Raw genomic sequence first — 26486 nt, 5'->3', positions numbered from 1 at the left:
TCGCTGTCAGGGGCCCCGCCCCGGCCGCAGACGGGGCTTGACCGGAGCAAGCCCGACAGGAGCGGTGAGACTGCACTGCAGTCTCCAGTCGAGAACACGAGTTGGACCGCCCACGAGAGTGAATTTAAACCTGAACGCGATGGTCCGTGCGTGACGACCCGAACGGAGCCTGGGCCGTCTCCCGACCACCAAACCGACTACTGACAGACATGTCCCGCAATACCCGCCAACAGACTGCAGACGCGCGATCGATCCAGACGGGTGTACAGGTCCTGCTAACGGCTGCTGGCGTCGTGTTGCTCGTCGCTGGGCTGGCGCTTGCAGCGAGTGGCGCATCGATTAACGAGACGCTCGGTTCGATCGGTGACGACGACGACAGCCCTGACGACCAGGACGCTGGATCGAACGCCGATGATACCGACAACGGCAACGCGACTGACGACGGTGCTAATGGCGGTGACGACACCGGTGATGGGAACGGCGGTGACGATAGCGGCGACGGCAGTGGCGGCGATGGTAACGACACTGGCAACGGCAACGACGACGGAAACGGTTCCAATGGCGGTGACGACAACGGAGATGGAGACGGAGACGGAGACGGAGATAACGGCGATAACAATAACGGCGACAACGGCAGCGACGGCAGCGACGATAACGACGGGGACTCCGGAACCAGCACCCAGACGCTCACCACCACCGTCGAAGACGACAACGGGAACGCGATCTCGGGTGCCACCCTCGAACTCACTGGCGACAGCGGAACGACCGACGTAACGACCGACAACAACGGCCAGGCCGAGTTCACCGTGAACGACGGCGAGTACACGCTCACCGCCTCCGCGGACGGCTACGAGGAGAGCGAAACTGACGTCGAGGTCGATGGAAGCGACGAAAGCGCCACGCTAACCCTCGAAAGCGAGGACGGTGACGACAACGGGAGCGACAACGACAGCGACGACGACAGCAACACCAACACGCTCACCACCACCGTCAAGGACAGCTCCAACGGCAGCGCGATCGAAGGCGCAACCGTCGAACTCTACAGCGGCTACCAGTTCTTCGGCCCCGACGCAGACGCCACGACCGACGACGACGGTACCGCTGAACTCGATGCCGAATCCGACGAGTACACCGTCGTCGTCTCCGCAGACGGCTACGAGGAAACCGAGTTCGAGGTCAACCTCGACGAAGACCAGGACGTCTCGATCGAACTCGACTCGAACTAACGATCCCGTTCGATCGCTCGTTTTTGGATGAGACCAACCGGCGGTTCGATTCCGTTCTCAGTCGGATAACTATCAGAATATATGTCTCTTCGACTGTGATACGGGCGGGCACATCGACGGATCGCCTCGCAGTGCTGTCCGTCGTTGCGTCGCGTCTCCCGTTGTGCCGCGCGCAGCGCTTGCGCTCTGTCCTCGCCGTCGGAATCTGTCCCGTCGGCGTCACGCTTTCACGCGACCGTCACAGGCGGCGCTGATCGCCTGAAGACGACCAACCCGGATCGGATCGCTTGCGACCGCATCGATCGCTGTCGGGGATCTTCGACCACGGGGGACGCGATACGCAGCAGTAGTCGCTTTCTTTTCTTCTCTCTCACCACAACCTTTCTTTTCCTCTCGCCACACCCGTCGTCGGTCCGGAAAACGGTCCACGGACGGACTGTCGTTCGTCTGCACGACCGGTCCCGTCAGTCGGCGGCACTATCTGTCTCGGTAGACTCCGAATTCGGGACCGACCCGCGTCTCGAAACCGTCGGTCAATCATCCGACCACAAGAACCAGAAGTTCGGGAGTCACTCCGGTAACGGTGGCCACGTCGAGCCGACGGTCGTCTCGATAAGCCGGGTCTGTGCACGTCGAAGGCGCTCGGAGAGCGACGACGCCGTAATCCCGAGTTCAGCGGCGACATCGTCGAGCGATGCCGACTGCGGGATTTCGTAGTGGCCCATCTCGTACGCGGTTCGAAGCGCCTCCCGCTGGGGATCGGTCAGTCCGTCTCCAGGCGCTTCGGGGTCACCGTCACGGGTAAGCCGTCTGAGAGTGAATCCAGCGTTTTGCTGCCAAAATTCGCTGAACTCGGCGAACGCGTTTCGATCGGCAAACCAGCCACGCTGTATCCATCCGGTCGGCGTGACGCGGATGCGCTCGATGATGGCGTCGGTGGTGGCCAGCGCACGGAGTCCCGAGAGGTCCGCCACGTGGTCACCGAGCCGCGCCTCGAGTCCAACGGCCGGGAGTACCTGATATCGAGACGTGTTCCCTGCCCGCCCGATCAGTGCGTATTCGGCGACGAACGAGGACGTGTCGAAGGCGTCTTCGACGGCATCGGCAGGGTCGCGTGTTACGTGAACGATGAACGGCGGCCGGTTCCCGTGATAAAGATACGAGCGCATACCCCCGTCTTTAGGCGGGGGTCAAGCGGACAATAGCCTACACACCCACTGACGACGCCACGGCTGGATTTCTCACCGTTCTATCGGTAGTATTAAGATGCCGACGGACCATAGTGTGCAACACGGATGAGGACCACACGGCACGCGACCTACAACCTCAACTACCACATAGTGTGGTTGCCGAAGTCTCGCAGAACCGACGGTTCTGCGGACATCGCGGAACAGAGTTCCGCTCAGTACCGTCAATCGGTACTCGTCAACGAGGTCGCCAGCCGTGTCCGGTCCATCCTCCACGAAATAGCCGACGACAAAGGCGTCGAAATACTCGACCTCACCGTACAGCCCGACCACGTTCACCTGTTCGTCAGTAGCCCGCCCAAGAACGAACCGGCGCTACTCGCCAACTGGTTCAAGGGTATCTCCTCGCGCAAGTACAACCACCGATACGCCGACCACAAAGGCGAGAAAATAGGATGGGCGCGAGGATACTACGCAGGGACCGCCGGGCACGTTTCGAGTGAAACGGTCGAGAACTACATTCAAGAACACAAGAAGGGCGATTCGTGACCGAACTCACGAAGACGCTCGAACTCAAACTTGTGGACCCGAACGCCCACAAGCGGAGGAAACTCCGAGAGACACGAGAGGCGTACCAGAACGCCCTCCAAGACGCCTTCGACGCCCGATGCACCACGCAGACCGAAGCGAACGACGTGGTGGTCAACTACGACCTGAGCGGGTACGCGAAGAACGCGCTCAAAAAGTACGTCCCGCAACTCACGACGACCTACAACGCGGGCGAACTTCACGACGACCACCCTGTGCGCTTCACCAACGAGGGGCTACGGCTCGACCACAAGCCCGAGAACGCTATCGAGTGGTACGTCAAAATCCCGCACCACGAGGACTACCACCTCTGGCTACCGGCCCAACCGAATCCCGAACAACGGGGTTGGCTGGAAGCGTTGAACGCGGGAGACGCCACGATGGGCGAGAGTCGGCTGTTCGAGCGGGATGGGACGTGGTATCTCCACGTCACCGCCACCCGCGACGTGGAGGAACGCCCCGAGGTGTCCGCCAAAGAACGGACACCCATCGGAGTGGACATAGGGGAAGCGTCACTCGTCACGGTTCTCCGACCGCGCCCGAACTGTGGGCTGACGAGGGCAAGACCGTTCGTCGGCTCCGCAAGACCTACTTCACCGCCAAACGCCGACTCCAGACGCGTGGAAGCAAGCGTATCGCGGAGTCCTTCGGGGATGACGTGTGGAAACAGATAGATGACGTGTTCCACCGCGTCACCCGCGAAGTCGTGGAGTACGCCGAGTCCGTCGAGAATCCCGTTCTTGTTCTGGAAGACCTGACGTACATACGGGAGTCAATGGACTACGGCGACTTCATGAACCGGCGTCTCCACGGATGGGGATTCGCCAAACTCCACGCGCAGATACGTTACAAGGCCGTCGAGAAGGGTATCCCCGTCGAGACGGTGAACCCACGCAACACGTCGAAGGAGTGCCACGCTTGCGGTGAGGTAGGATACCGTCCGCGACAGGCGACGTTCAAGTGTACGAACGACGCTTGCTGGATGGGCGAGTACCAAGCGGACGTGAACGGCGCGATAAATATCGCAGACCGCTACCTCAGTGGAGAGAGCCATTCAAGAGAACACACGGATGGCAATGACTCGGCTGAGGATGGGGGGCGTTTGACCGCCCCACAAGACACCCAAGCCGATGCTACCAAGCAAGAGACGCTTGGGACGTATGCGTCTTGAAACCATAGGGCCACGACCGGCCTGAAATCCCGTGGTGGGATTCCCGCGTCTTTAGGCGCGGGAGGAGGTCAATGAACTGAATGTCGACCTCCATCGTCGCCGCTGGCACGGCTGTTGCAACCTCGACGAGCGGCAGCGCCTCGCAGGTGATTTCGAATTCGGCGACGAGTCCCATGTGAGACCAAGCGGTTCCGCCATCCTTCTGTATGGTGGTGTCGATCCCGTCAGTGATCGGTCGAAGCACTGACGGGTACCGGGTTGACGGAACGCATCGCTTGATGGCTCGCGCTGTGGACTCTGCCATGGTCGTGTCCGTTCGTACTGCCCGCTCGGACCCGGCGGAACGGGGAGACAACGACAAGGCCAGTCCTGAAGTCAAGCCTAGTCACTCAGTCACTCGGGGGCCAGAACCAGGAGAACAGCACCGACTCGGGTCACTCGATATCGACTATCGATACAAAATCGCAGCGGCGTTACTCGACGGTGACACTCTTTGCGAGGTTCCGTGGCTTATCGATCGGTCGACCGAGCATGTCCGCCGCGTGATAAGAGACGAGCTGGAGTTGGACGTTCGCGAGCAGCCCCGCCCAGACGGGGTGGGTGTCCGGAACCGACAGGGTCGCATCGGCCACGTCGACGAGCCCGTGATCGTCCGGCCCGACCGCGACGATCGGCGCACCGCGGGACTGGGCTTCGATCGCGTTCGTCTTCGTCTTCTCGTCACCGTCTCCCGTCACGACGGCGAAGATCGGCGACGCCTCGGTGACGAGCGCGAGCGGCCCGTGCTTGAGCTGTCCCGACGCGAAGCCCTCCGCGTGCTCGTAGGTGATCTCCTTGAACTTCAGCGCCCCCTCGAGCGCGACGGAGCGGCTCAGCCCGTTCCCGATGAAGAAGTACGACTCGCTGTCGAGCAGGTCGTCCGCGAGTTCAGCCGCCTCGGTGAACTCGAGCACTTGCTCGACGTATTCGGGGAGGTGTTCGAGTTCGGCGAGCATCTCCTCGCGATCCGCGGCGGGGGTCGCCTCGGGAACGTCGGCCGCGATGCGCTGGGTGAGCAGCGCGAGGGTGACGGCCTGCGAGGAGTAGGTCTTCGTCGCGGCGACGCCGACCTCGGGGCCGGCGCGGATGTAGACGGCGTCGTCGGCCTCGCGAGCGGCGGTCGAACCGACGACGTTGGTGACGGCGAGCGACCGTGCGCCGCGGTCGGTTGCGGTGCGGACCGCATCGAGCGTGTCCGCGGTCTCGCCGCTCTGGGTGACCGCGACGACGAGGGTGTTCTCGTCGACAGGGCCGGCCGTCGAGTCGTACTCGCTCGCGCGGACGACTTCCGTCCGGAGACCGGCCTCTCGGAGGAGCTGTGCGCCGTACATCGCGGCGTGATAGGAGGTCCCACAGGCGACGAACTGAACCGTTTCAGTTTCTGCAAACGAGCCTGCGGGGAGGGCGTCGAACGCTACGTCACCGTTCTCGACCCGGCCCTCGATCGTGTTCGAGAGCGCGGTCGGCTGGTTGTGGATCTCCTTTAGCATGTAATGGTCGTACTCGCCCTTCCCGGCGTCCTCCGGGTCCCAGTCGACGGTGTCGACCGATCGTTCGACCGGTTGCCCGTCGAGGTCGGTAATACGGTAAGTGTCGGGATCGAGCGTGACCAGATCGCCGTCCTCGAGGTAGATGACCTCGTCCGTGTGATCGAGGAACGCCGGGACGTCGCTCGCGAGGAACCACTCGTCGTTGTCGAGTCCGAGGACGAGCGGCGACCCCTTTCGAGCCGCGTAGACGCGCTCTTCGCCGTCGACGATCGCGGCGATGGCGTAACTGCCTTCGAGCGTCTCGACGGCTCGACGGACTGCGACTTCCGTATCCTCGGCCGAATCCCGGTACTCGTCGATGAGGTGCGGGATGACCTCCGTGTCCGTGTCGCTCTCGAACTCGTGGCCTTTCGCCTGGAGATCAGCCTTGAGCTCGTCGTAGTTGTCGATGACGCCGTTGTGCACGACCGCAATGTCGCCGACGGTGTCGGTGTGGGGATGGGCGTTCTCGTCGGTCGGCGGGCCGTGCGTACTCCAACGGGTATGCCCGATTCCCATGTTTCCGTGGGGCTGGCCGTCGAGTTGCGACTTGAGTTCGGATACCTCCCCCGAACACTTGTGCACCTTGACGCCGGAGCCGTTCTGGACGGCGATCCCTGCGGAGTCGTAGCCGCGGTACTCCAGGTTTTCGAGACCCGTAAGTAGCGTTTCCGCGGCCTCACCGTGTCCAATCCGCGCGATAATTCCACACATCAGCCGCTCACCTCCGTTCGATCGCTCGGGACGTTCCACGTCAACGCCAGCGTTCCCGCCACACCGCACGACTGAACCGGCGTATCGGCTTCAGTTCCGGCACCGATACCGGCATCGACTGCGACAGTCGTATCCTTAGTAACTCGGCTCGAGACAGCTGCCCGGGATTCGGTGCTATTCTGAATCATAGTACGTTGAACTCGATATATGTGCTCGTACCCGCCCCGTCCAATGTCGGACGTCTCGGGTATCTACTCGAATCGAATAGTCCTGCAGGGATTACTATAGAGCGAATAAGACGGTCGCCGTTACATGTACTGCACCACAGTTACGGGACATTCTCCGGATAGAGGCGCTGGCGAGCAGCTATACGAGATAGACGAACTCGAACGGGTAGTATCGAGTCAGGCGTTTCCTGTATCGAGAGGGACCGTCTTCGCAACACGATGGCGACTCTCCGCTCGACTGTTGTGCACAGCACAGGTTCCGTTTAGCAGGCCGCTAAGGGTAGTGTCCGGATGGATCTCTACGAGTTCAGACGCGGCAGGACTATCGAACGCGACGCGTGTCGTTGTGACCGATCAACCTCTGTGGTGACCCGACCAGTCGTCTCGATGGACGCTCGTAGTATCTGTCTGCCGAGACGATTGCACTCACGCTGGTATTCTCGGCTGTACATCGTGGACACGAACGAGCTGGCAAGGGACAGACGACGCGGCATGCGGCATGCAGCGTCCGACCTCGAAAACGAGCGCGTCGTGAACTCGGTTCGCCGGTGGGCTGTCGTGCAGTTGTGTCTCGAGTTCGAAGTGGGGCAGTCGGGAAGAACCAGTCGAAGCGCATTGCTACTAGATCGTCTTGGCGGGTCGACTCGCTGCTTGCGATAACGAACGCGAGCGTGTTTGTGATCGGATCGGTACCGATCGGTTCGAGCCAGTTTTGATGCTGACCGGAATCCGGGTCAGTTTTGATGCCGATCGGGAGTCCGAGCCGATTCGAAAACCGAGCGAGCGACGACAACGGAACCCATCGGGTGTGACCGACCGCTGAGAGAACTGAGACGGCACTACTGACGCGTTGGTTTCGAGAAGGTGGTAGGGGTAGGGGTGGTGGTGTGGCTGTAGGTGTGCCGTGTCTGCTGTAACAGAGGGTTGCTTACGGGACCGGGTTATTGGGATTGTCGGTCGTCGTCCCGGTGTCGGTGCCGGTGCCCGTCGGCTCGCCATCCGATCGCTCCGGGAGCGAGATGACGTTCTCGCGTCCAACGGAAGTTTTCTCGATCGTACCGTCATCGTACATACTCGAGAGAATTCGGCTGACTTTTGACTTCGACCAGCCCGTTTCGTCGGCGATCTGGTGCTGTCGAATCTGGCCGCCGTGTTTCACGAGTAGTCGAACGACGCGCCCTTCGTCGCTGAGCAGCTCCGGGGGCGTCTCTGCCGACACGACATCTTCGTACGAGCGTGGTTGCTCGGCTGATTGTGCTCCCGCCGCTGGGGCTGCACTTGGGTTCGGATTCGCATTGGAGCGTGTCGATCCAACCGCACCGGGAGCGGGTGTGTCAGCGCTCGGCGACTGGGTAGCGCCGGGCTCGCGCGTGGAGAAAGCCTGAAGCATGCGGATGCCGACCAGCGCGGCGATCAGCAGGAACAGGACCACGATCAGTGACACCTCCCAGATCGACGCGCCACGGATCGCCGACGGCCAGTACGACGATCCACCTGCCATTTCGCCCAACCCAGGAAGGGGTATCGTCGCGACAACCGTGTCTACGTCGGGTGTGGCAACCGAGACCGTATCGATGGAGTGATCGCTTCCCTCCATCGGTGCGTGCGGTCCGGTATCGAACCAGATTCTGGGTGTTGGTGCCATGGATTTCGCGGTTCTGATCTACGTTGTGTCTGTGACTGCGATTGCGTTCGTCCGCAACGTCTGCCTCTTTGGTGTGTCGATCCACTGCGGCCGATTCGCGACTGATGGGTGATCGTGAGTGATCTCGGCGACTCACTGCAGTCACGACGACCGCACTGAGAGTCCAACCTAGGGGACCTTCATTATGGGTCGATACAAACACGTTTAGTAGGCTGCTAAGCCGCTCGCTGTCCAGTTACCTCGAAATTGCCCATATCGCCACCGAGCACTGCCGAGCAGTCGGATTCCGAATCAGTGTTCTCGCTGCAACAGTTTATCAGCGCTATAGTAAACCGGTCATCCATGCTTGTCTGAATCGAGAGCGATCCCGCCCCAGCGGGACTCGGGGTACCGGACACAAACTGAACCGAACCGCCGCCGCACGAGTTGTGCGCCGGTCAGCGACGACCCACCCACACGATACACCATGACGCCGACAATAAGCGACACCGAGAACCGAACGGACGAGCGAACGCATGGCCGTCAGGTAGTCGACCAGACTGAGTCTGGAACGACCCTCGAGCACGTCGAAGACGACCAGCGAACGCGCGAAGCGACGATCTGCGTTGTCGGGCTCGGCTACGTCGGCCTGCCACTTGCAGTCGGCTTCGCCCAGTCGAACTATCAGGTTATCGGCTACGATGTCGACGAGACCACCGTCGAGCGATTGCAGGACGGCGAGGATACGACCGGCGACCTCTCGGATGCGGCCGTCCAGAACGACGACATCTCCTACACGACGAACGCGACGGCGATCAGCGACGCCGAATACGTCGTCATCGCCGTCCCGACGCCGATTCAGGACGACGACCGCCCGGACCTGAGCTATGTCGAGAGCGCCGGCACGACGGTCGGCTCGAAGATGAGCGCCGGCACGACCGTCATCCTCGAATCGACGGTCTATCCCGGCTCGACCCGCGAAGTGCTCATTCCGAAACTCGAGGACGCATCCGGCATGACCGCCGGCGAGGATTTCTTCGTCGGCTACTCGCCCGAGCGGGCGACACCGGGTGACGAAGAGCACGGACTCTCGGATGTCGTGAAGGTCGTCAGCGGCCAGACCGAAGCCGTTCTCGACGACATCGCCGAACTCTACGAGTCCGTCGTCGACGTCGGCGTCCACCGCGCTCCGTCGATCGAGGTCGCCGAAGCGTCGAAGGTCGTCGAAAACACGCAGCGCGATCTGAACATCGCCTTCGTCAACGAACTCTCGGTCGCGCTGGAGCACATGGACGTCGACACGCATGATGTACTCGATGCTGCCGGCACGAAGTGGAACTTCCACGACTACCAACCCGGACTGGTCGGCGGCCACTGTATCCCGGTCGACCCGTACTTCCTCTCCTACCGCTCCGAACAGGAAGGATTCGACCCCGAACTGATGCAGACCGGCCGAAAAGTCAACGAAGCGATGCCCGGCCACGTCGCCGACCTGACGATCAAGGCCCTCAACCAGTGTCACAAGACGCTCCGCGACAGCCGCGTGCTCGTCCTCGGTCTCTCGTACAAACCGGGCGTCGGCGACCTCCGCAGTTCGAAGGTATCCAAAGTCGTCGACACGCTCAACGAGTACGACATCCACCTCGAAGGGTTCGACCCGATCGCAAACCCCGACGCCGCAAGCGAAACGTTCGATCTCCAGGTCCAAGAGAACCTCTCGTTCGAGGACTTCGATGCAATCGTCCTCGCGACGCCCCACGACGAGTTCACCACGCTCGACCTGCCAGCAGTCGCGAGCGAACTCGCCGACGATCCGGCGTTGATCGACGTTGCGGGCGCGATCGACGAGGACGAAGCCGTCGACGCCGGATTCACCTACCGACGAGTATGATGGGGCGGGGGGATGGGATCGTGACCGATCTCGAGCGGTCGGTTGCGGCGACGGGTACAGCGGTTGTGACGCGAGTCGCCGCGACGGACGGGAGCCGACACGCGCCACACGCGCCGCACCCGTCTCGCAGTCCGCGCAGGACGAACGCATCACACACGTCACACACGGAGGCACCCCACTGATCACCGATGCGCGTTATCGTCACGATCCAACACCCCGGACACGTCCACTTCTTCCGGAACGCGATCGACGAACTCGAGGCCGACGGCCACGAGGTTCACGTCTTCGCCCGGGAGAGCGGCGTCGCGATCGACTTGCTCGAGGCCGCCGGTATCGACCACGAGGTCCTCGCTGGCGATGCGAACTCGTTACCCTCCCTGGCGGCCGTCCAAGCGACCTACGAGGCGCGACTGTTGCGCCGAGCACGAGCGATCGATCCCGATGTCATCACCGCGATCGGCGGCGTCGCCGCCGCCCACGTCGCGACGGCACTCCGGACCGAGAGCGTCGTCTTCTACGACACCGAACACGCGACGCTCATCACGTCCCTCGGCTACCCCTTCGCGGACGTGATCTGTACCCCGACGTGTTACCGCGACGAGATCGGTTCGAAACAGGTTTCGTACCCGGGCTACCACGAACTGGCGTATCTCCACCCCGACCGGTTCGAACCGGACCCGTCCGTCCTCGAGCTGGCCGGCGTCGAGCGTGACGAGCAGTTCGCCGTCGTCCGCCTCAGCAGTTGGGAGGCCTCGCACGACGTCGGTCACGGCGGCTTCGACGACCCACACGAGGTCGTCGACCGACTGGAGGACGCCGGCGCGACCGTCCTGCTCACGGCGGAGGGCGAGCCGCCCGCCGAGCTCGAATCCTACCAGCTGGAGACGCCCCCCGAGAAGATGCACGACCTGCTCGCCTACGCCGACGTCGTCGTCGGCGAGGGCGCGACGACCGCCGCCGAAGCCGCCGTCCTCGGCACACCGTCGGTCTACGTGAACTCGCTCTCGCTCGGCTACACGGCCGAACTCGACTCGGAATACGGGCTCTTGTTCGAGTTCAGCGACGAGAACCGCCACGTGGAGGCACTCGAGAAAGCGGTGTCGATCGTCGAGCGCGAGGACGACCCGTGGGCAACGCGGCGCGAACGGTTGCTCGCGGAGCGCGTCGACGTGACGGACGTGATCGTCCGGACGCTCGAGACGACCGCCCGCGGTGGGCGTCCGACACAGGCAAAACACGCAGCGAATCTCGGCTAGGTGAGCAAACGATGAAGGTACTTCAGGTAGTGACCACGCCACGGCCGTTTTTCGACCAGCAGGTGTCGGTACTCGAAGATCGCGGCGTCGACTGTACGGTAGTTGGCGTCCCCGGCGAACACCACGGCGATTCGGGACGGACGCCGCTCGACTACGCCCGATTCTATCCGCGGATTCTCGCCGAACTTCGGTCCGACGACTACGACCTGGTCCACGCGAACTACGGGCTCGTCGCTCCGTTCGCGCTCGCTCAGCCGACCCGACCGGTCGTCCTGACGCTGTGGGGAACCGACCTCATGGCCGACCAGGAGTGGCTCCGGGCGATCAGTCGGTTCGGAGCACGCCACGCAAGCGCCGCCGTCGTTCCGAGTCCGGTCATGGCGCGCGAACTCGAGACCGACCACGAACTGATCCCCTTCGGCGTGGACACTGAACTCTTCAGACCGATCCCACGGGAGAGGGCGCGCGAACGGGTCGGCTGGCAGACCGACGGCGAGCGGAAGATTGCGCTCTTTCCCTACGATCAGTCGCGGTCGGTCAAGGACTTCTCACGGGCGAAGCGACTCGTCGAGCGGGCCGATGCGGAGATCGAACTGCGGACGGTAAGCGGCGTCGACCACACGGAGATTCCCTATTACATGAACGCAAGCGACGTACTGCTGGTGACCTCGAAGCGCGAGAGCGGGCCGATGGTGGTCAAGGAGGCCGCCGCCTGCAACCTGCCGATCGTCTCGACGGACGTTGGTTTCGTCGGCGACACGATCGAGCACCTCTCGAACTGCGTCGTCAGCGACGACGACGAGGAACTGGCCGCCGGACTCGCGGCCACGCTCGAGGACGGCAGCCCCTCGGACGGACGCGAGCGAATCGACGGGTTGAGCCTCGACGCGATGGGCGACCGGCTAGTCACCCTCTACGAAGGGTTGCTCGGGACGACGGAGTCGAACGAGACCGCCGTTTCCCAACGAGGTGTTTCTCGTGGGGTATAGCTCGCTGTCGGAGCTGCGCCCGCTCCGACTGGACAGCGTCGCGGCGATCGGCGGACTGCTACTCGCACTGGCAATGCTCCCGCTCCAACTGTTCGTCTCGCAGGTCTACCTCGATACGGTCCCGTTCGTCCTGGCCATCGCGTGCGGGCTCTACCTCGTCGCGCTGTATCAGCAGGACCGCGAAACGACGATGCCGCGGCTGCCGACGAGCGTATCGATGGCGCTTCCGAGCGTCGTTCTGGTCGGACTCGGCGGGCTGATCGTCCTGACCAGTCTTCAGGGCGAACGGACGCCGGTATTCTTCGGACTCGCCGGCGTGCTCGCGACGCTGATCCTCGTCCAGATCCTCTTTACGAGTTCACGAGACTTCAACCAGCGGCTGTTACTGGCACAGATCGTTCTCTTCGCGCTCGTCTTCCGGTTCACGGCGCTGTACGCCACACCCGGTTACATCGGAATCGACATTTGGACCCACATGGGATTCGTCGATTCGATACACGCCCAGGAGTCCCTGAGCGCGATCTCTCACGACAAGCACTACGCCTCGCCGTTCTACCACCTGCTCGTCGTCGCGTCGTCGCTCCTCCTCGACGTGCCGCTTCGACTCGCGCTGTATCTGTCGGTCGGAGTCGTGATGCCGCTGTCGGTGCTGCTCGTCTACGCGACGACGAACTTGCTCGTCTCGGCGCGCTGGGCGGTTCTGGCGACGGCGCTGTTCGCGTTCGCGGGCCACGTCGCCAACTGGGGCATGCACCTCATTCCGACGAGCCTCGGGCTGGTGTTCTTCCTCGGCGTCCTGTACGCCCTCATCCGCGTGATGCGTATCGAGTACACGATACGCGATTTCTCGCTGTTGCTCCTCTCGAGCGTCGCCGTCATTCTCACCCACCAAGTGTCGACGTTCATCATGCTCGTCCTGTTGCTCGCGGCCTTCGTCGCCCAGGTCGTCTTCGTCGTCGGCCCCTTCGGGATCACGCGGCTCGATACGAGCGTCTTCCGCGCGAAGAAGCCGGTCAACCTCATCGGCCTCGTCGTCTTCAACTTCGGCATGACGATCTTCGTCTGGTCGCTTACGCCCTACCGCGATCAATCGTTCCTCGCAACCGTCCTGAGCTACTTCAGGCAAACGCTCGAGGAAAGTGCCGGCTTCCTCAACATCGCAAGCGGCGGCTCGAGCGGCGCTGAAGCCGGTGCCGAAGCCGCCGCACCGACGCTTCTCGAACAGCTCGTCCCCTATATCGACGTGCTCGGCTTCCTGTTCCTGCTCGGTGCGACGTTCGTCGGCTGCCTCTACGTCGTCCACCGCCGCCGGGCCGAACAGTCGGTGTTCACCCTCCTGCTCGCCGCCGCGATCATGCTCGTGTTCGTCCTCGTCCTGCCGATGTTCGGCATCCGGAACTTCATTCCGACGCGCTGGTTCGCGTTCCTCTACGCGCCGATGGCCATCCTCGGTGCGATCGGGCTACGCACGTTCGCTCGGAACCTCTCACCCGGCATCGTCGTCACCTGCCTCGTGCTGTTCGCGCTCATCTACCCCGGCGCGATGTTCCTCGCCGCCGAAAGCAACACCGAGAATCCGGTCTTCTCCGAGCAGCACGAACAACTCGCCTACAGCGAAGCTGAACTCGCCGCCGTCGACAGCATCGGAGAGCTCACGGGGAGCCCTGACGGGGACAATATCAGACCCGATCAACAACTCCACACGGACCATCCGTATCAAACGGTCTTCAGTCGGACGGGAGCCTATCCGTCGACGACGACGGCGACGGTCCCCGACGGCGGGTCCGCCGACCACGACTACGTCGTCTACCGGACCGAGCAATCGACCGATGCGACGTACTTCGGTACCGCCGACGGCCCGGGTCGCATCGAACAGGTCAGTCAGGATCGGCTCTGTAGTCCGGACCAGGCGACGGTCTACACGAACGGCGAGGTAACCATGTGTACGCCCTCGCCGGCGAGTTAGTCGGTCGGTTTCGTCGCCGCGCTATTTTTCCCGTTCACACCCGGCCCCGATCGAGAGTTCACTGCCCCCGATTGTATCCACTGTCACAATTACTGATCGTCCCGGACGACGTGGGTAGCCAGCTCGAGGTCCAATGCTTCGACCCCGTCTAGTACTAGGTCGGCCATCTGGCGGGCTCCGGACTCACTGAAGTGCGTGTTGTCGGCCACCCCGTCGGGATAGTTGGGATGTTCACCCGGCGGCAGATGGTTGTAGAGGGATTTTGATCGCTCCGGCCCCAGTTCTCCCAAGAGTGACTGACTCCGCTCGTCCGCGTCGATGAGCGGCACGTCACGCGCCCGTGCGACGTCTCGTATCAGCTCCGAGTAGACTCGATGGGTGTTTTTCAGTTCCCCATCCTCGTCGAAGTGACGGCGCGCGATGGGCGTGAGAAAGACCGCCGTTGCTCCGCGCTCGCGTGTCTCTTCGGCGAACTTTTCGAGGTTGGTGACGAACTGCTCCTCAGTCGTGTGCTGTTCTTTCGAGGGCACCTCGTCGTTGTGGCCGAACTGGACGAACACGTAGTGGTTCTCACCCAAGCGACGCACCACGGGCTTCCAGCGACCCTCCTCCAAGAACGTACGAGTACTGCGCCCGTTGCAGGCGTGGTTTTCCACCGTCACCGAATCGTCCAGACGGTGGGTGAATGGCGTTCCCCAACCGGTCTCAGGACGTTCGCTCGCCGCTTTCTCAGCCATCGTAGAATCCCCGATCAGGTGAACGGTGATCGACTCGGTCATTTTGGGAGCCGTAGTCAAGGTGAAGGATATATGCATCGGTACCGGTCAGTCTACACGCTCGTTCTCACAGCCGTTTCAGACGAGCAAATCGAGAATATACGAGCGTTCATCGATCGAGATATCCGCTATAGTCAGCACGCTGTTCTTGACAGGCACCGGTGGGATCGATCGTTGCTCCGGTAATCACTCGACCCTCCACGCGGTCAGCCGGAGACCACAGGATATATTTCAAATCGGTGAACAGAACAGAGCAGACGACTTGCCCGAACCGCCGCACTGACGAAACGGTCCTCGCCTCCGCAGCCCGCTCATCGACGACCGTCGGCGGGTGGCGCTCGCAGCCGCCCGCAACGCTTGTAGCAGGACGGCCGCTCGTTCCGGACAACGGTAGACATCGACTGCGGGTCGCACAGCTAGTCCCGCGACCGGATCTGCTCGGGCAGCCGTGTATCGAGACGGGGCTTATCATCGACTTCCCCGAGTAGCCGGCCACCGTGTCTGGTTGATGGTGGCAGCGGAGTTTCCACAGCAAAGAACAGCAAAGAGCAGGGAGAACGCTGCGGTGATGTGAGTTCGACCAACGGTGAATCGATCGCGGACTACGACTCGGGGACAAACCCGTCGAAGCCCGGTCTTCGGAGAACTCGAGAGCGACCAGACCGGAGCGGACGACTGGAACAACTGATAGAACTGACCGGGCCGTAATCCGGCGAGCGACGGTTCTATTCGACGACGATCGGTAGCTGGATCTCCCGGTAGGCGGACTCCGAACTCGGATCTGCCGGCGGCTCACCCTTGTACAGCAAGAGCGTCAGCCGAAGGGACTCACCCTGCATCGACGGCGTGAACTCGAGTGTCGGTTCACTCGTCTCGCCATCGGCGATCGTCGTCGAGGTAGTGGTGAGTTGCGTTTCCTCCGCGACGGTCACGGAATCACCGCCGTCGGTTTCGTTCACCCGCTGTAACAGCATCACCGTCGTATACGTCTGCTCCGTGTCCTCTTCGTTCGTGATCGATACCGTCAGCTCCTGCGTTTCACCAGCCGTGTACGTGTCATTGTACATCGTCTGCATATCGCCGTCGACTTCCTGGGTTTGGACCGCGAACTCGGTGTAGCCGTCGTGCTGTGCGGGATTGGCGACGGCAAACCCCGCGCTCAAGAGCAACACGGCGATACCGAGTGCGATTCCGAGATTGTACGGGCGCGGATTCGTGCCGGAGTACGCTCGATTCTGGACTTGGGTGAAAAACAGCGAGTTCTCGGTCGGAGTCATCGCGAATCGTCGATCCGGCGGACACCGGTAGCGAGAGACGATTCCGAGTAGGGACAGCACGATGGTCACCAGCGTAATCCCGTAAAGCACTGGTTCGAAGGTAATACCCCAAGGGGTTACGCTGGCAAGAAGGGTGATTCCCGGGACGAGCGCAACACTGAAAACAACTGACAAGATTCCCCGCTCAGTGAGTTCGAGACCACGGGTGTGCAATAAGGGATTCCCAAGACCCGTTTTTTCCTCGTCGAACGCCTGATCGTCGTCGGCGGCTTCGTCCGGAAACAGCACGGAGACGAGCGCATACCCGGGAAGGAAGAGTAACAGCGGGAGTGCCAGTCCGATGCGAACAGGACCTGGAAGCGGGAGGAAAAGCCCGAGTGAGAGGGCACCAGTACTCGCGATGACGATCGCCAGGTCGAGAAACCACCAGTCGGTGTCGCTCATGGTGTCGACGACGGGTCCTAGGTGGTTTATTATCGCCCCGGTAAGGGCCGCTCACCCGGTGAAATCACCCCCGAACTCAACCCATTATACCACAAACCAGACATATGTTCTGGACTAATGTCTTTCGCTGGTTCTTGATAGTCATACTGAACAGAACTATCGAAAATTCAGCGATAGTGTTTTGAAGTATTCACTCTTCAATAGCTGTAATTAATAGGGAGTGGTATTTTGAGACCGGCGTTATATAGCCCAAATGAGCGTATTACTGGAGTTATAAAATGGCATAAAATCGAATCCCGGTCGATGAAATATCGTGAAGTCGATTCAATTGGAATGTCCGGTTTCTACACTTTATTACCCACACCTGATTAGGGAAGACTGGTTCGATGACAGCGACACATATCAGCTCGGAAGAACAGAACGGGCACGAAACTGCAGACGACGCAGTTGATGATGCAGCCGACGTTTCAGACGCGGAGTCGTTCACCGAAGACGAAATATTTCACCTGCTGCAAAATGAACGCCGGCGGCTGGTTCTGCGGTACCTCCGCGGTACTGACGAAGCCGTCCGCATGCGTGACGTTGCAGAGCAGGTAGCTGCGTGGGAACACGATACGACGGTTGCAGAGCTCACTTCGACAGAGCGCCAGCGCGTCTACATCCCACTGTATCAGTCCCACCTCTCGAAACTGGACGAAGCCGGCGTCATCGACTATCAGCAAAACCGTGGAATCGTCGAACGCAAGCCGCTCGCGGACGAAGTCGATCAGTACCTGCAGGTCAACGAGCAGACGGACGAATCAACTGAAAGCGACGAGACGACGATCTCCGTCAGCGACGACTACTACATCGGTGCGACCGCCGTCTGTTACGTCGCGCTGCTGGGTGCTGTCCTCGAACTCCCAGTTCTCTCGATCGTTTCAGGAATCGGGCTGAGCGCACTGATCTTGCTGCTGTTCACACTGGTCACTGCCAGTCGGTTCATCAATTGACCCGGACGACCCCGATCAACGAAACTCCTTATACTAGCCCGTAAACCGGGAACATCCACACTGCAAACGTCGTTGCAGCCACTGTAAGCGTTACTGCCGTCAGTACTGATGCCGATGCGAGTGCAACGAATAGAAACAGGAGTCCGACCAGAACCGGACCAAGGAGCGGCGGCGAAAATGACTGTTCGTCTGCAGTCGTCTCGGGAAGTTCCACAAGACCACGTTCCGGATCGAACGTGATCGAACCAGCCTCGTTGAGCGCAGGAAGGCGCTTCTGATGGAGGTGTTCGTGAATAGTCGCCCACGTTTCGATCGGGACGGAAGACGGCGGGGTCGGCGGGGTCGACGAGAATGTTAATGTCGACTGTGATTGCTGTACCGCTGATGGATTTGACGGAGTTCGAGTGCGTGTCGACTGTACCACGGACGCATGTGCTGTCTCCTGCTGGTCAACATTATGTACCAGTCGGTCGACGAGTTCATCGACGGTAACTGGGGTTCGCATGTCTGCAAGGAGCGCGAGGAGTTCTTCATCGGAGTCGGGAACCGCAGCAGGAGTGGAGTCGGCAGTGTGGTTGCCGTTGGTGTCAGTGTCCGTGTCACGGTCTGTCGGTGGTCTCGACCCTGAACCTGAGCTTGAACTCGCGCTTGTGCTTGTACTTGTACTTGTACTCGGGCTTGCGGAGGTCCTAGCGGTGGCAGTATTGGTCCTGGGACGTGGACTGGAACCAGCCACGCCGGCGATATTGCGCAGTGAGGCCCCCGGTGAATCGCCATCTACTGATTGCTCTTCGACCGTGTGGGCTGACGAAGAGCGCAACCAAGACGGCGTCAGACGCATATTCCAGCCTAAATCTTCGTGGTATATAAGTATTCTCACGATTCAAATCCGGTAAACGATCTAAATGATTGTTAGCGGCTGTTTGAGGAACCGTTAGGATTCGTTCCCGATGTCAAGAAACAGGTCGTTCGGGTGCTGTACTAGGACATAATCCGTGGTGGTGATTGCAACCATGGGATTGTGTCACTAGCAACTGCATCCCAGGAGTCGAGCCACGTTTGCAGGTCGGCCACGCGGAGTTTGTGTCTGGGTGCTATCGGGTGGATGTTCTCGTACTCGCCGAGCAGTCGGTCATTGAACCCGTGTTTCTCGAAGAGCGTTCGCCGGTCGGGCCACGGGGGCTCGAACGAGGTTAGAAGCGGCGTCTTGCGCCTGACGAACCCCTCAACTTCGTTTAGCAACATGCCGTCGTGCGGGCGATCCGGCGGCCGGTGACGGAGGATATCGTCATCGAGCTGTTTGCAAGCCTGTAAGAAGGTCTCAGTCGTCCGGAGGCGCGGGGGCGTTCGGAGGTGCCACTCGAGTAGTTCGCGATCGGTTGCCAGAAACGGGGCAAAGAACTGGTCGGCAAGGTGGTTGTGGAACGGAACCGACGGCTGATTGGCGATGCCACAGCAGGTCAGGGCGTTTTGAATGCAATCTGCGCGCGAGCGATTGGCGGCGAATTCGGCGGCGATCGCCTCCTCGACGAACTGTTCCGGATCGTTGTCGATCCCCGTCCGCTCGGTCAGTTCGATGCTCTGCTCGCGGCTGTACCCGTACTTGTCGAGGAAGACCGCAACCGGATCGGGATCGGGATCGAGTCGCTGAAACGGTACCCATGTCCCGAGTACGTCGACCCCGTCTTGTGCGGTAAAGTGCCCGCGGAAGAACGTATCACAGAGCAGGCCGTGGTACATCGTCTCGACTTCGTCCGCGAGTTCGTCGGTATAGCCGGCGTGATGAATATGAAGCGACTCTTTGATCCCCTGTGAGTACTGCACCTTGGACTCGTCGGCGAGCAGATAGCGTTCGTCCGGTTGGAACGCGGTGTGTGTTGCACCGTACTGGTTCGCAACCCGTTTTGCACCCTGCACTTCCTGTGCATCCGGCGAGCCGACGGTATAGCAGTGGTCGATGTCGTCGACCTGTGAGAGCACGATGCGGGAATCGTACCCCGCAGAGAGCAAGAGCCCCTTCGGCCCGGGGTTCGGGGAGCGCCGTCGCAGCGCCCGTTCGAGTCGGGACGCGAGTTCGTCTACGTAGTCGAAGGCGTCGGGGTCGGCCGGTCGGTAGACGAACCGGGAAAGTGAGTCGACGCCGTGCGGTGTCAGCCGGCTATCGATCGGAAGCCGCGAGAGTTCGTCTATCCACGTCTTCTCTCCGAGCGCGAGGCCCATGTGGAGGAACTCGAGGATACCGTTCCGGTCGAGTGAGGGGTCCGGAATTGTCCGTCCGACTTCGGCGGCGTCGGTGCCGAAGACGAGCGGACCGGGGTCGTCGGTGTAGAAACACTCCCGTGAGCGCACGAGATCGGTTGCGACGAACGGCGTTTCACCGTCGATATCGAGGACGGCCAGGTACGAACCGTTGAGCGTGTCCAGTGCATCGAGGCCGTTCGCGTCGTACTGGTCGAGCAGCCAGCGTGCGGCGTTTTGTTCGTCACCGGGAACGTAGGCCTCGCCCCAGATCACACAGCAGCCGGTTTCGTCCGCAGACGTTGCGCTCCAGCCCGGATAGTCGAGACCGGGATCTCTGATCGCAACTGTAAGCGACGGTCCCGAGAGGACCTCGTCGAACTCGTCGCGCGATCGAAACCGCTCGAACGTCTCGCTACCACCGAATACACCAAACAGTTCCTTGTTCATCGTTAATATTAGTACTCTCCGCTGTGGTGGGAGTAGACGGCGTTTCGTCGCGGGGATGCCGGAACGGTCCGGCCGTCCCCGCGGGTCTGTCTCTCCTCTGATCTGGGGTCGAGTTCCCATTAACTATGCCGTTGCTAAGGCCCGAGACGGTCGAAATAGAGGGGTTTAGTCGAGCCGCACGAACACCGCGCAGGTGCCTATCAGAGCCATAATAATGCCGTCACTATCGATACGGTTGAGCACCATGACAGATGGACGCGCGACGCGACGCCGATTCCTCGCCGGATCGGGCGTTGCTGCGGTCGCCGGATTGGCGGGTTGTACCGACCGGCTCAAGTCACTGCGCGGCGGACCGGTCGACGACGGATCGTCGGGAAACGAATCCGCCGAGAACGGGGCGTCGGATGTCGCCGCACTCGCCGACGGCGTTCCGCCCCTCGAAACCGAGTATAATAGCCGTACTGAGTACGGCCAACCGGGCGACTCCCTCGACGACTTCGAGGATATCGACGCCTGGGAGATCACGCGCGGATCGGGTAAGGCCGACCAAGACGTTTCTTTCGACGGCTCTCAAAGCCTCCGTCTGACGAGCGAGAACGGCCAGACTATCGTCGCACAACGCGATATCTCGGAAACGGATCTGACCGGCAACGACTACTCCTTTGCTGTTCGGACCACGACGCCCCAGAACATCACAGTTAACCTGCGCGTCGTCGACTCCTACGGGAGCGACCGGGTCTACTCGCTTCGCGAGATCACGTATCGCACTCCCGATGTCGGCTGGTTCCGCGCGAGTCCCGGCGTCTTCGAAGAGAGCGATATCGCGCCGACGCTGGACGATGCCGACCGACTCGAAATCCGGGTTCTCCACTCCATGGACGAGGCCGAGATTTGGATCGACGACCTTCGGACCCACCAGAAACCAGAGACGGGCTACGTCGTGCTGACCTGGGACGACGGCACGCGCGATTTCTACGACACTGCCGCGCCGCTGCACGACGAGTTCGGCTTCACGGCGGTCCAGGCGGTCGTCCCGCGGTGGGTGGTAGAAGGGCGCAACGGCATCATGTCCGTTTCGGAACTCGAGGATCGACAGGCAGCGGGCGATCAAATCGTCGTCCACGGAACGCACACGTCACTGCACGAGTACGACGACGAAGCTGAACTCGAGAACCGTATCCGGAGCGACAAAAACTGGTTTATCGAGAACGAGTTCGAGGGTGCAGATTATATCGTCTATCCGAACAACAGTTACGACAAGACGAGTCTCGAGTACCTCACGGACTACCACTACTGCGGCGGGTTCAATCAGTCGGGGAACGTCAACACGACGACCGTCTACGGATTCGATCCGATGGCGTTGCCGCGGACGATCGGACACGACCTCAGCACGGCGAAACGGTGTGTCGACCTCGCCGAGGCGCACAACCAGTGTACGATCCTGAACTTCCACGAGTTCGACGCGAACAATACGATGCCCGAGGGCGATTACAAGACGTTCCTCGAGTACGTCGATACTGCGGATGTCGAGGTTATTACTTTCGATGACCTGTGGAAGCTACGAACGGACCCGTTCTGAGCGGGGCACGGGTCGCGGGCAGTACTGAACGCAACTCGGACCGAGAGACGGGCTGTTTCTCGAGTGCTATCGGGCAGCACGTCGATCAGTACGACTGCTGTCGTCGTCGCTCGGTGCTCAGTGAGAGTGAGAGAAGCCGATAGCCATACTCACGCGGTCGGTTGAAGCAGTTGGTCTCCCAGTCGCGTCGGTGGGTATACTGTCGGACAGAAGTCAGTGAGAAGTCGGTCGCGACGGTCCGGCTGTCGCCGTTGGAGACAGCCGAGTTCGAGCGACCGGTCTTCAAGCAGTACTGTCTAACAGTATTAGTTGACGGTGAGCGTCAGTTCGGTCGTATCGTGTGCGCCGGCGTTGTCGGTGACGCGCAAGAGGACGCGGTGTTCGCCGGTGGCACTGACCGTGACGTCGACCGTTTGACCGGATTCGTCGTAGGTGCCGTCGTTCTGGATGCTCCACTCGTAGCTGACGAGTTCACCGTCGGGAGCAGAGGAACAGGTGGCATCGAGGGTGATGGTTTCGTCGGGAGCGAAGGTTCGGTCGGCAGCGTTCGCTGGCTCGGTGCGAATTGTTGCGGTCGGGGCGGTGTGATCCGCTGGGATGTCGCTGTCGCTGTCGTCACTGCCGTCGTTGTCGCCGGAACCCGCACCGTTTTCGCTGTTTTTACCGTTTTCGCCGTTGTCGCCGTTGTCGCCGTCGCCGTCACTACTGTTGTCGTCGTTCTCGCCGTCACCGCCGTTCTCACCGCTACTATCGTCACCATCGTCGGGTTCGGTCTCGTCCGGATCGTTCTCGTTCGCCGGCGGGTCGTCCGGTTCTTCCTCTTCGTCGAGTGGTTCGTCTGGCTCGTGGCCGTTGTCGGGTTCATCCGCCGGGAACAGCGCGTCGGTGGCCAGGTGTTCGACGATCGCCGAGTGCCAAGTGACTCGGGTTTCGAGTTCGTTCTGGGTCGAGACGGTTTCGACGAGGAAGGTATCGGCGTTCAGCTCGCGAGACGCCTTGTGGACGAGGAGCCCGCTCGGATCGTTGCCGGGAGCGGAGTGGTACCCGGTCTGGAACGCGCGGTTCGAATCGTCAATGTAGGTGTCGTTGACCGCGTTGGCGGTGTCCGCTGCCAGTTGGGCGACATCGTCCCGGCGAGAGTGGAAGATCGCCTGTCCGACGCCGTCGACGGGGTCGCCCGCGTAGATCCCGCGCGATTCGTGCAGGTCGATCACGATGTCGGGATCGAACTCGGAGAAGACATCCCAGATCGCGGTGGCGAGTTCAGTTCCGGGGTCGCTTCCCTCGGGGAACTGTCGGTTGAGGTCGACGCCCTCGTCGTCGACGCGAGTCGTGCGTTCGATGGCGACGGGGTTCGCTCGTGGGAGCGTGACCAGCGTCCCGGCGTCGATCGTCCACTCGGTAATCTCTTCGGCGGCGATGTAGCCGGCGGTCTCGTTGCCGTGGATGCCGCCGATGACGAAAACCGTTGGACCGTCGGTTGGAGCCTCCGTGACGTTGACGGTCGTTTCGTCGTCCGTTCCCTCCAGAATCGTAAACGAAGAACGAGAGAGGTCAGCCTCGTCGGTCGATCCCGGATCGGATTGATCTTGGGTCTGTGTCTGCACTTGTGTACCGGTTGCAATACCTGCGCCAGTGACTGCCAGTCCAGAAAGGGACAATACTGTTCGTCGTGATATCGAATCCCGCTGCATACCACTGCCTCCTTTTGAAGGAGGGGGTGATCACTATAGCGCATCTAAGACTATTGTGCGACTATGTTCCGCTCGCGAAATGGTTGGGACGAGTAGAGTTCCGGTATCAGTCGAACTGTTCCAGGCCCACAACTGTCCGATCTGATCGGTATAAGCGGGTGAGTATGCGAATACTGCTCCCGTGTGTAGGTTGTGTTTCGGTGATATATCTATGGCCACAGAGTAAATCTTGTTAGCATACGTCGTGGCGTTCGTAGAACCGCCGTACCCGGTCGTCGGCCAGCAGTGGGCCGTGGACCTGGATCGACTTGAGCCCCGGATAGCTGTTGGCTTCGATAACCGAGAACGATCCGTCGTCGTCGGTGACGATCACGTCCCAGCCGATGTACGGGAGGAACGAGGCCGTCGACGCCATTTCGAGCACCGAATCGCGGATCTGCTGCCAGCCGGGAACCTGCCTGCCCTCGATCTGCGTCCCGGTGTCCGGATGGGTTTCGTGCCACGACACGCGCCTACCGCCGTGTGCCGGCGGCCGCGCACCGGCCCCGAGTTCACCCGTCTCGGGATCGATGGCCGCGGAGAGCCCGCCCTGCGTGAAGTTGTCGAGCGGCTCCGAGTCACTGGTGCCGATTCGATGGATCACCGCCGCGATAAACGGCTCGTGATCGGCCTCGTCGTACATCGTGATGAATCGGAGCGTGTTCGGCGTCTCCGGATACAGCTCGGCCGGGAAATCCCCCTGCTCGACGTACTCACAAACGAGGTACTCGTCCAGGTTCGCGACGAGCGAGCGAAACTCGGTCTCCGTGTGGTGCTCGCCGTTCACCCGGTAGCCGTCCGAGGACCGGGAACACAGCAAGACGTTGTTCCCGCCGCCGCCGTGGACCCACTTGAGCACCAGTTCGCCCTCGGTTTCGAGGCGTTCGACGACCCGTTGAGCGGCGTTATGCGTCCGGTCTCCTGCTCGACTGAACTCGTCGCCCGCGTCACTCTTCCCCGTCACGCCTCCATCACCCGCGGACTCGGCGACGACGCGTCCACCGTCGGTCAGTTCCGACTGCTCGGCCATCGCATCGACAGAGTGGAACGAGCCATCAGTGACCATCCCGTAGACGGTCATCCGCTGCTCGTCGAAGGGCTGCATCACCCGATGAAACAGGAGTTTGTTCGACAGCGCGACCGACCAGGTGCCGTTAATGCGCTTCGTTCGAACGAACCGCTGATAGTCGTTGACGTAGTCCTGCGCTGACTCCTCGTCCAGATCGTAGATCGCATCGGAGCGACTCAGGAAGCCGCGCCGCCAGAGCCACAGCCGACGCCGAAGCGGTGGGGAAACGTCGCTCTCGTACTCGGTCCCCGCGAGTCCCTGCAGCCCTCGAGCCGTATGATACAGCGTTCGGACGTTCATGGCTGCCGCTGGGAGCGCGACGGTATTAGTTACCGAGCGGAAAAGATCGTTTCACGGCCGCGAGTTCAGTTGGTCCAGGTGGAACGTTGGTTACTCGTCTGCCGACTCCGAGTCGGCGAGCGTCGAACCGGCGTCCGTCGAGAACTCGTCGACATCGGGGCTGTTTGCGGTCGCACTACACAGCGGGATTCGAGAGGCGGCGGTGACGAGGCCGACAGTGAGCAGCGCAAAGAGGAACGCGGTCGCGACGACTGTCTTCGGACGCCGTCGAACGCCGGTTCCAGCAGCCCAGCACAGCCCCGGATAGCGGCGTCGGGAGGGAGTTGCGGATCGGAGATGCCACGCGCCGCGCAGGAACCGTCCCTCGGCGAGGTATCGCTTTGCGAGGAGGAGGTTGTGACGCGCACGAATGTCGTATCCGTCATCCTCGAAGCGATCGACCTCGTCTTCGTACCGCGAGAGATACTGCTGATCGGCAGCTTTGATGACGGCTGCTGGCGGATGGCCCGTTTCCTCGCGAACGACGAGTTCGTCGTCGACGTAGGCGAGTTTTCCTTCCTTGAGGATACGCAGACAGAACTCCGGATCCTGAAATCGGTCGAGTTCTTCGTCGAAGCCGCCGATATCGCGGGCAACCTCGGTTTCGACGAGGAGGGTCGAGCCAGCCCCCGGCTGGACGTTGTCCGCCAGGATTTCGCCGATCAGTTCCTCGCCGCCCTCCCGGGTCGGCTCTGCGTCCGACCGGGAGAGGACGGCTGCGGCGAGACCGCGGAGTTTGTCGCTCGTCTCGGGAAGTTCCAGCGCGGTGTCACAGTAGGCGGCGACCCATTCTTCCGAGCGCGTTTCGAGCGTCTCCAGCTGGCGGTCGAGTTTCTCGGGACGCCACTCGTCGTCGGAATCGAGGAATGCGATGTACTCGCCGCGGGCGTGGTCGATACCGGTATTTCGGGCGACGTTTGCCCCCTGATTGTCCGCGTGGACGACCGGCTGTACTCGCGGGTCGTCGTAGCTCGCGAGCACCGCTGGCGTGTCGTCCGTCGATCCGTCGTCGACGACGATGACTTCGATTTCCTCGACCGTCTGCTCGAGCGCGCTATCGATCGCCGTCGGCAGGGTCCTGGCTCTGTTGTACGTCGGAATCACGACGCTGACGCGCGGCTCTGACTGTTCGTGTACCATTTCGGAACGCTACCCGGCCCCAGGCCATTATTATCGAGCGCA

Annotated in this window: 19 protein-coding genes and 1 pseudogene; 10 read left to right on the top strand and 10 right to left on the bottom strand. The window is 61.4% G+C overall.

The annotated features are described in order from the left end of the window. The first annotated feature begins 209 nt into the window (after positions 1 to 209). A complete protein-coding gene (locus C480_RS01735) occupies positions 210 to 1226 on the top strand; it encodes a carboxypeptidase regulatory-like domain-containing protein (RefSeq protein WP_006663898.1) in 1017 nt (338 codons plus the stop codon). A gap of 569 nt (positions 1227 to 1795) precedes the next feature. Here C480_RS01735 and C480_RS01730 read toward each other — a convergent pair. After that, entirely contained in the window at positions 1796 to 2395 is a 600-nt protein-coding gene (locus C480_RS01730; protein ID WP_006663897.1) for a helix-turn-helix domain-containing protein, read from the bottom strand. 126 nt (positions 2396 to 2521) lie between these two features. Here C480_RS01730 and tnpA point away from each other — a divergent pair, with 126 nt between their 5' ends. Both tnpA and C480_RS01720 read left to right on the top strand, forming a co-directional pair. After that, the gene (gene tnpA, locus C480_RS01725; protein WP_049903060.1) at positions 2522 to 2962 is read left to right on the top strand and encodes an IS200/IS605 family transposase; all 441 of its coding nucleotides are present in this window, start codon (positions 2522 to 2524) and stop codon (positions 2960 to 2962) included. Beyond that, positions 2959 to 4172: pseudogene (locus C480_RS01720) on the top strand (RNA-guided endonuclease InsQ/TnpB family protein). The gene tnpA and the pseudogene C480_RS01720 overlap by 4 nt, the downstream one beginning before the upstream one ends. Here the strand turns inward: C480_RS01720 and C480_RS24740 are convergent. The 3 genes from C480_RS24740 to C480_RS01700 form a co-directional block, all read right to left on the bottom strand. Then, positions 4135 to 4476, bottom strand: a complete 342-nt coding sequence (locus tag C480_RS24740) for a hypothetical protein (RefSeq protein WP_049903058.1) — start codon at positions 4474 to 4476, stop codon at positions 4135 to 4137. The pseudogene C480_RS01720 and the gene C480_RS24740 overlap by 38 nt on opposite strands. 169 nt (positions 4477 to 4645) lie before the next feature. Beyond that, entirely contained in the window at positions 4646 to 6454 is a 1809-nt protein-coding gene (glmS, locus tag C480_RS01710; protein WP_006663894.1) for a glutamine--fructose-6-phosphate transaminase (isomerizing), read from the bottom strand. A gap of 1155 nt (positions 6455 to 7609) precedes the next feature. Then, complete coding sequence (locus tag C480_RS01700; RefSeq protein ID WP_006663892.1) at positions 7610 to 8278, bottom strand: helix-turn-helix transcriptional regulator; 669 nt, start codon at positions 8276 to 8278, stop codon at positions 7610 to 7612. Between the two features lie 514 nt (positions 8279 to 8792). Here C480_RS01700 and C480_RS01695 point away from each other — a divergent pair. The 4 genes from C480_RS01695 (at position 8793) to C480_RS01680 (ending at position 14407) form a co-directional block, all read left to right on the top strand. Beyond that, positions 8793 to 10196: a nucleotide sugar dehydrogenase gene (locus C480_RS01695; RefSeq protein ID WP_006663891.1), complete on the top strand. Its 1404-nt coding sequence runs from the start codon at positions 8793 to 8795 to the stop codon at positions 10194 to 10196. A 188-nt stretch (positions 10197 to 10384) separates the two neighbouring features. Then, a complete protein-coding gene (locus C480_RS01690; protein ID WP_006663890.1) occupies positions 10385 to 11452 on the top strand; it encodes a DUF354 domain-containing protein in 1068 nt (355 codons plus the stop codon). 11 nt (positions 11453 to 11463) lie between these two features. Further along, entirely contained in the window at positions 11464 to 12441 is a 978-nt protein-coding gene (locus C480_RS01685) for a glycosyltransferase (protein ID WP_049903055.1), read from the top strand. Continuing rightward, the gene (locus tag C480_RS01680; RefSeq protein ID WP_049903053.1) at positions 12431 to 14407 is read left to right on the top strand and encodes a hypothetical protein; all 1977 of its coding nucleotides are present in this window, start codon (positions 12431 to 12433) and stop codon (positions 14405 to 14407) included. The genes C480_RS01685 and C480_RS01680 overlap by 11 nt, the downstream gene beginning before the upstream one ends. A gap of 89 nt (positions 14408 to 14496) precedes the next feature. Here the strand turns inward: C480_RS01680 and C480_RS01675 are convergent, their stop codons facing one another. Then, complete coding sequence (locus tag C480_RS01675; protein ID WP_006663887.1) at positions 14497 to 15186, bottom strand: rhamnogalacturonan acetylesterase; 690 nt, start codon at positions 15184 to 15186, stop codon at positions 14497 to 14499. A 236-nt stretch (positions 15187 to 15422) separates the two neighbouring features. Here C480_RS01675 and C480_RS23615 point away from each other — a divergent pair, with 236 nt between their 5' ends. Continuing rightward, entirely contained in the window at positions 15423 to 15671 is a 249-nt protein-coding gene (locus tag C480_RS23615; protein ID WP_083873326.1) for a hypothetical protein, read from the top strand. Positions 15672 to 15908: 237 nt separating this feature from the next. Here the strand turns inward: C480_RS23615 and C480_RS01670 are convergent, their stop codons facing one another. Continuing rightward, positions 15909 to 16904, bottom strand: a complete 996-nt coding sequence (locus tag C480_RS01670) for a DUF1616 domain-containing protein (RefSeq protein WP_006663886.1) — start codon at positions 16902 to 16904, stop codon at positions 15909 to 15911. Between the two features lie 386 nt (positions 16905 to 17290). On the opposite strand from C480_RS01670, the gene C480_RS01665 reads away from it, so the two are divergent. Next, on the top strand, positions 17291 to 17896 hold the full coding sequence (locus C480_RS01665; RefSeq protein WP_006663885.1) for a DUF7344 domain-containing protein: 606 nt from the start codon (positions 17291 to 17293) through the stop codon (positions 17894 to 17896). A gap of 981 nt (positions 17897 to 18877) precedes the next feature. Here the strand turns inward: C480_RS01665 and C480_RS01655 are convergent. Further along, positions 18878 to 20584, bottom strand: coding sequence for an asparagine synthase-related protein (locus tag C480_RS01655; RefSeq protein WP_006663883.1), 1707 nt, complete (start codon positions 20582 to 20584; stop codon positions 18878 to 18880). 244 nt (positions 20585 to 20828) lie between these two features. On the opposite strand from C480_RS01655, the gene C480_RS01650 reads away from it, so the two are divergent. Next, on the top strand, positions 20829 to 22163 hold the full coding sequence (locus C480_RS01650; protein ID WP_006663882.1) for a polysaccharide deacetylase family protein: 1335 nt from the start codon (positions 20829 to 20831) through the stop codon (positions 22161 to 22163). Positions 22164 to 22468: 305 nt separating this feature from the next. On the opposite strand, the gene C480_RS01645 is transcribed toward C480_RS01650, so the two are convergent. From C480_RS01645 to C480_RS01635, 3 genes are all read right to left on the bottom strand, one after another. Then, positions 22469 to 23770 (bottom strand): PKD domain-containing protein, encoded by a 1302-nt coding sequence (locus C480_RS01645; protein ID WP_006663881.1) that lies wholly within the window; start codon positions 23768 to 23770, stop codon positions 22469 to 22471. A gap of 319 nt (positions 23771 to 24089) precedes the next feature. After that, positions 24090 to 25265, bottom strand: a complete 1176-nt coding sequence (locus C480_RS01640) for a sugar-transfer associated ATP-grasp domain-containing protein (RefSeq protein ID WP_006663880.1) — start codon at positions 25263 to 25265, stop codon at positions 24090 to 24092. A 90-nt stretch (positions 25266 to 25355) separates the two neighbouring features. Further along, positions 25356 to 26444 (bottom strand): glycosyltransferase family 2 protein, encoded by a 1089-nt coding sequence (locus tag C480_RS01635; RefSeq protein ID WP_006663879.1) that lies wholly within the window; start codon positions 26442 to 26444, stop codon positions 25356 to 25358. Positions 26445 to 26486: the final 42 nt, after the last annotated feature.

It is taken from the genome of Natrialba aegyptia DSM 13077, assembly GCF_000337535.1.
In the GTDB taxonomy this organism is placed as follows: Archaea; Halobacteriota; Halobacteria; order Halobacteriales; family Natrialbaceae; genus Natrialba; species Natrialba aegyptia.
The sequence above is the reverse complement of the archived record's forward strand: the minus strand, read 5'-3'. Positions and strand labels throughout refer to the sequence as shown.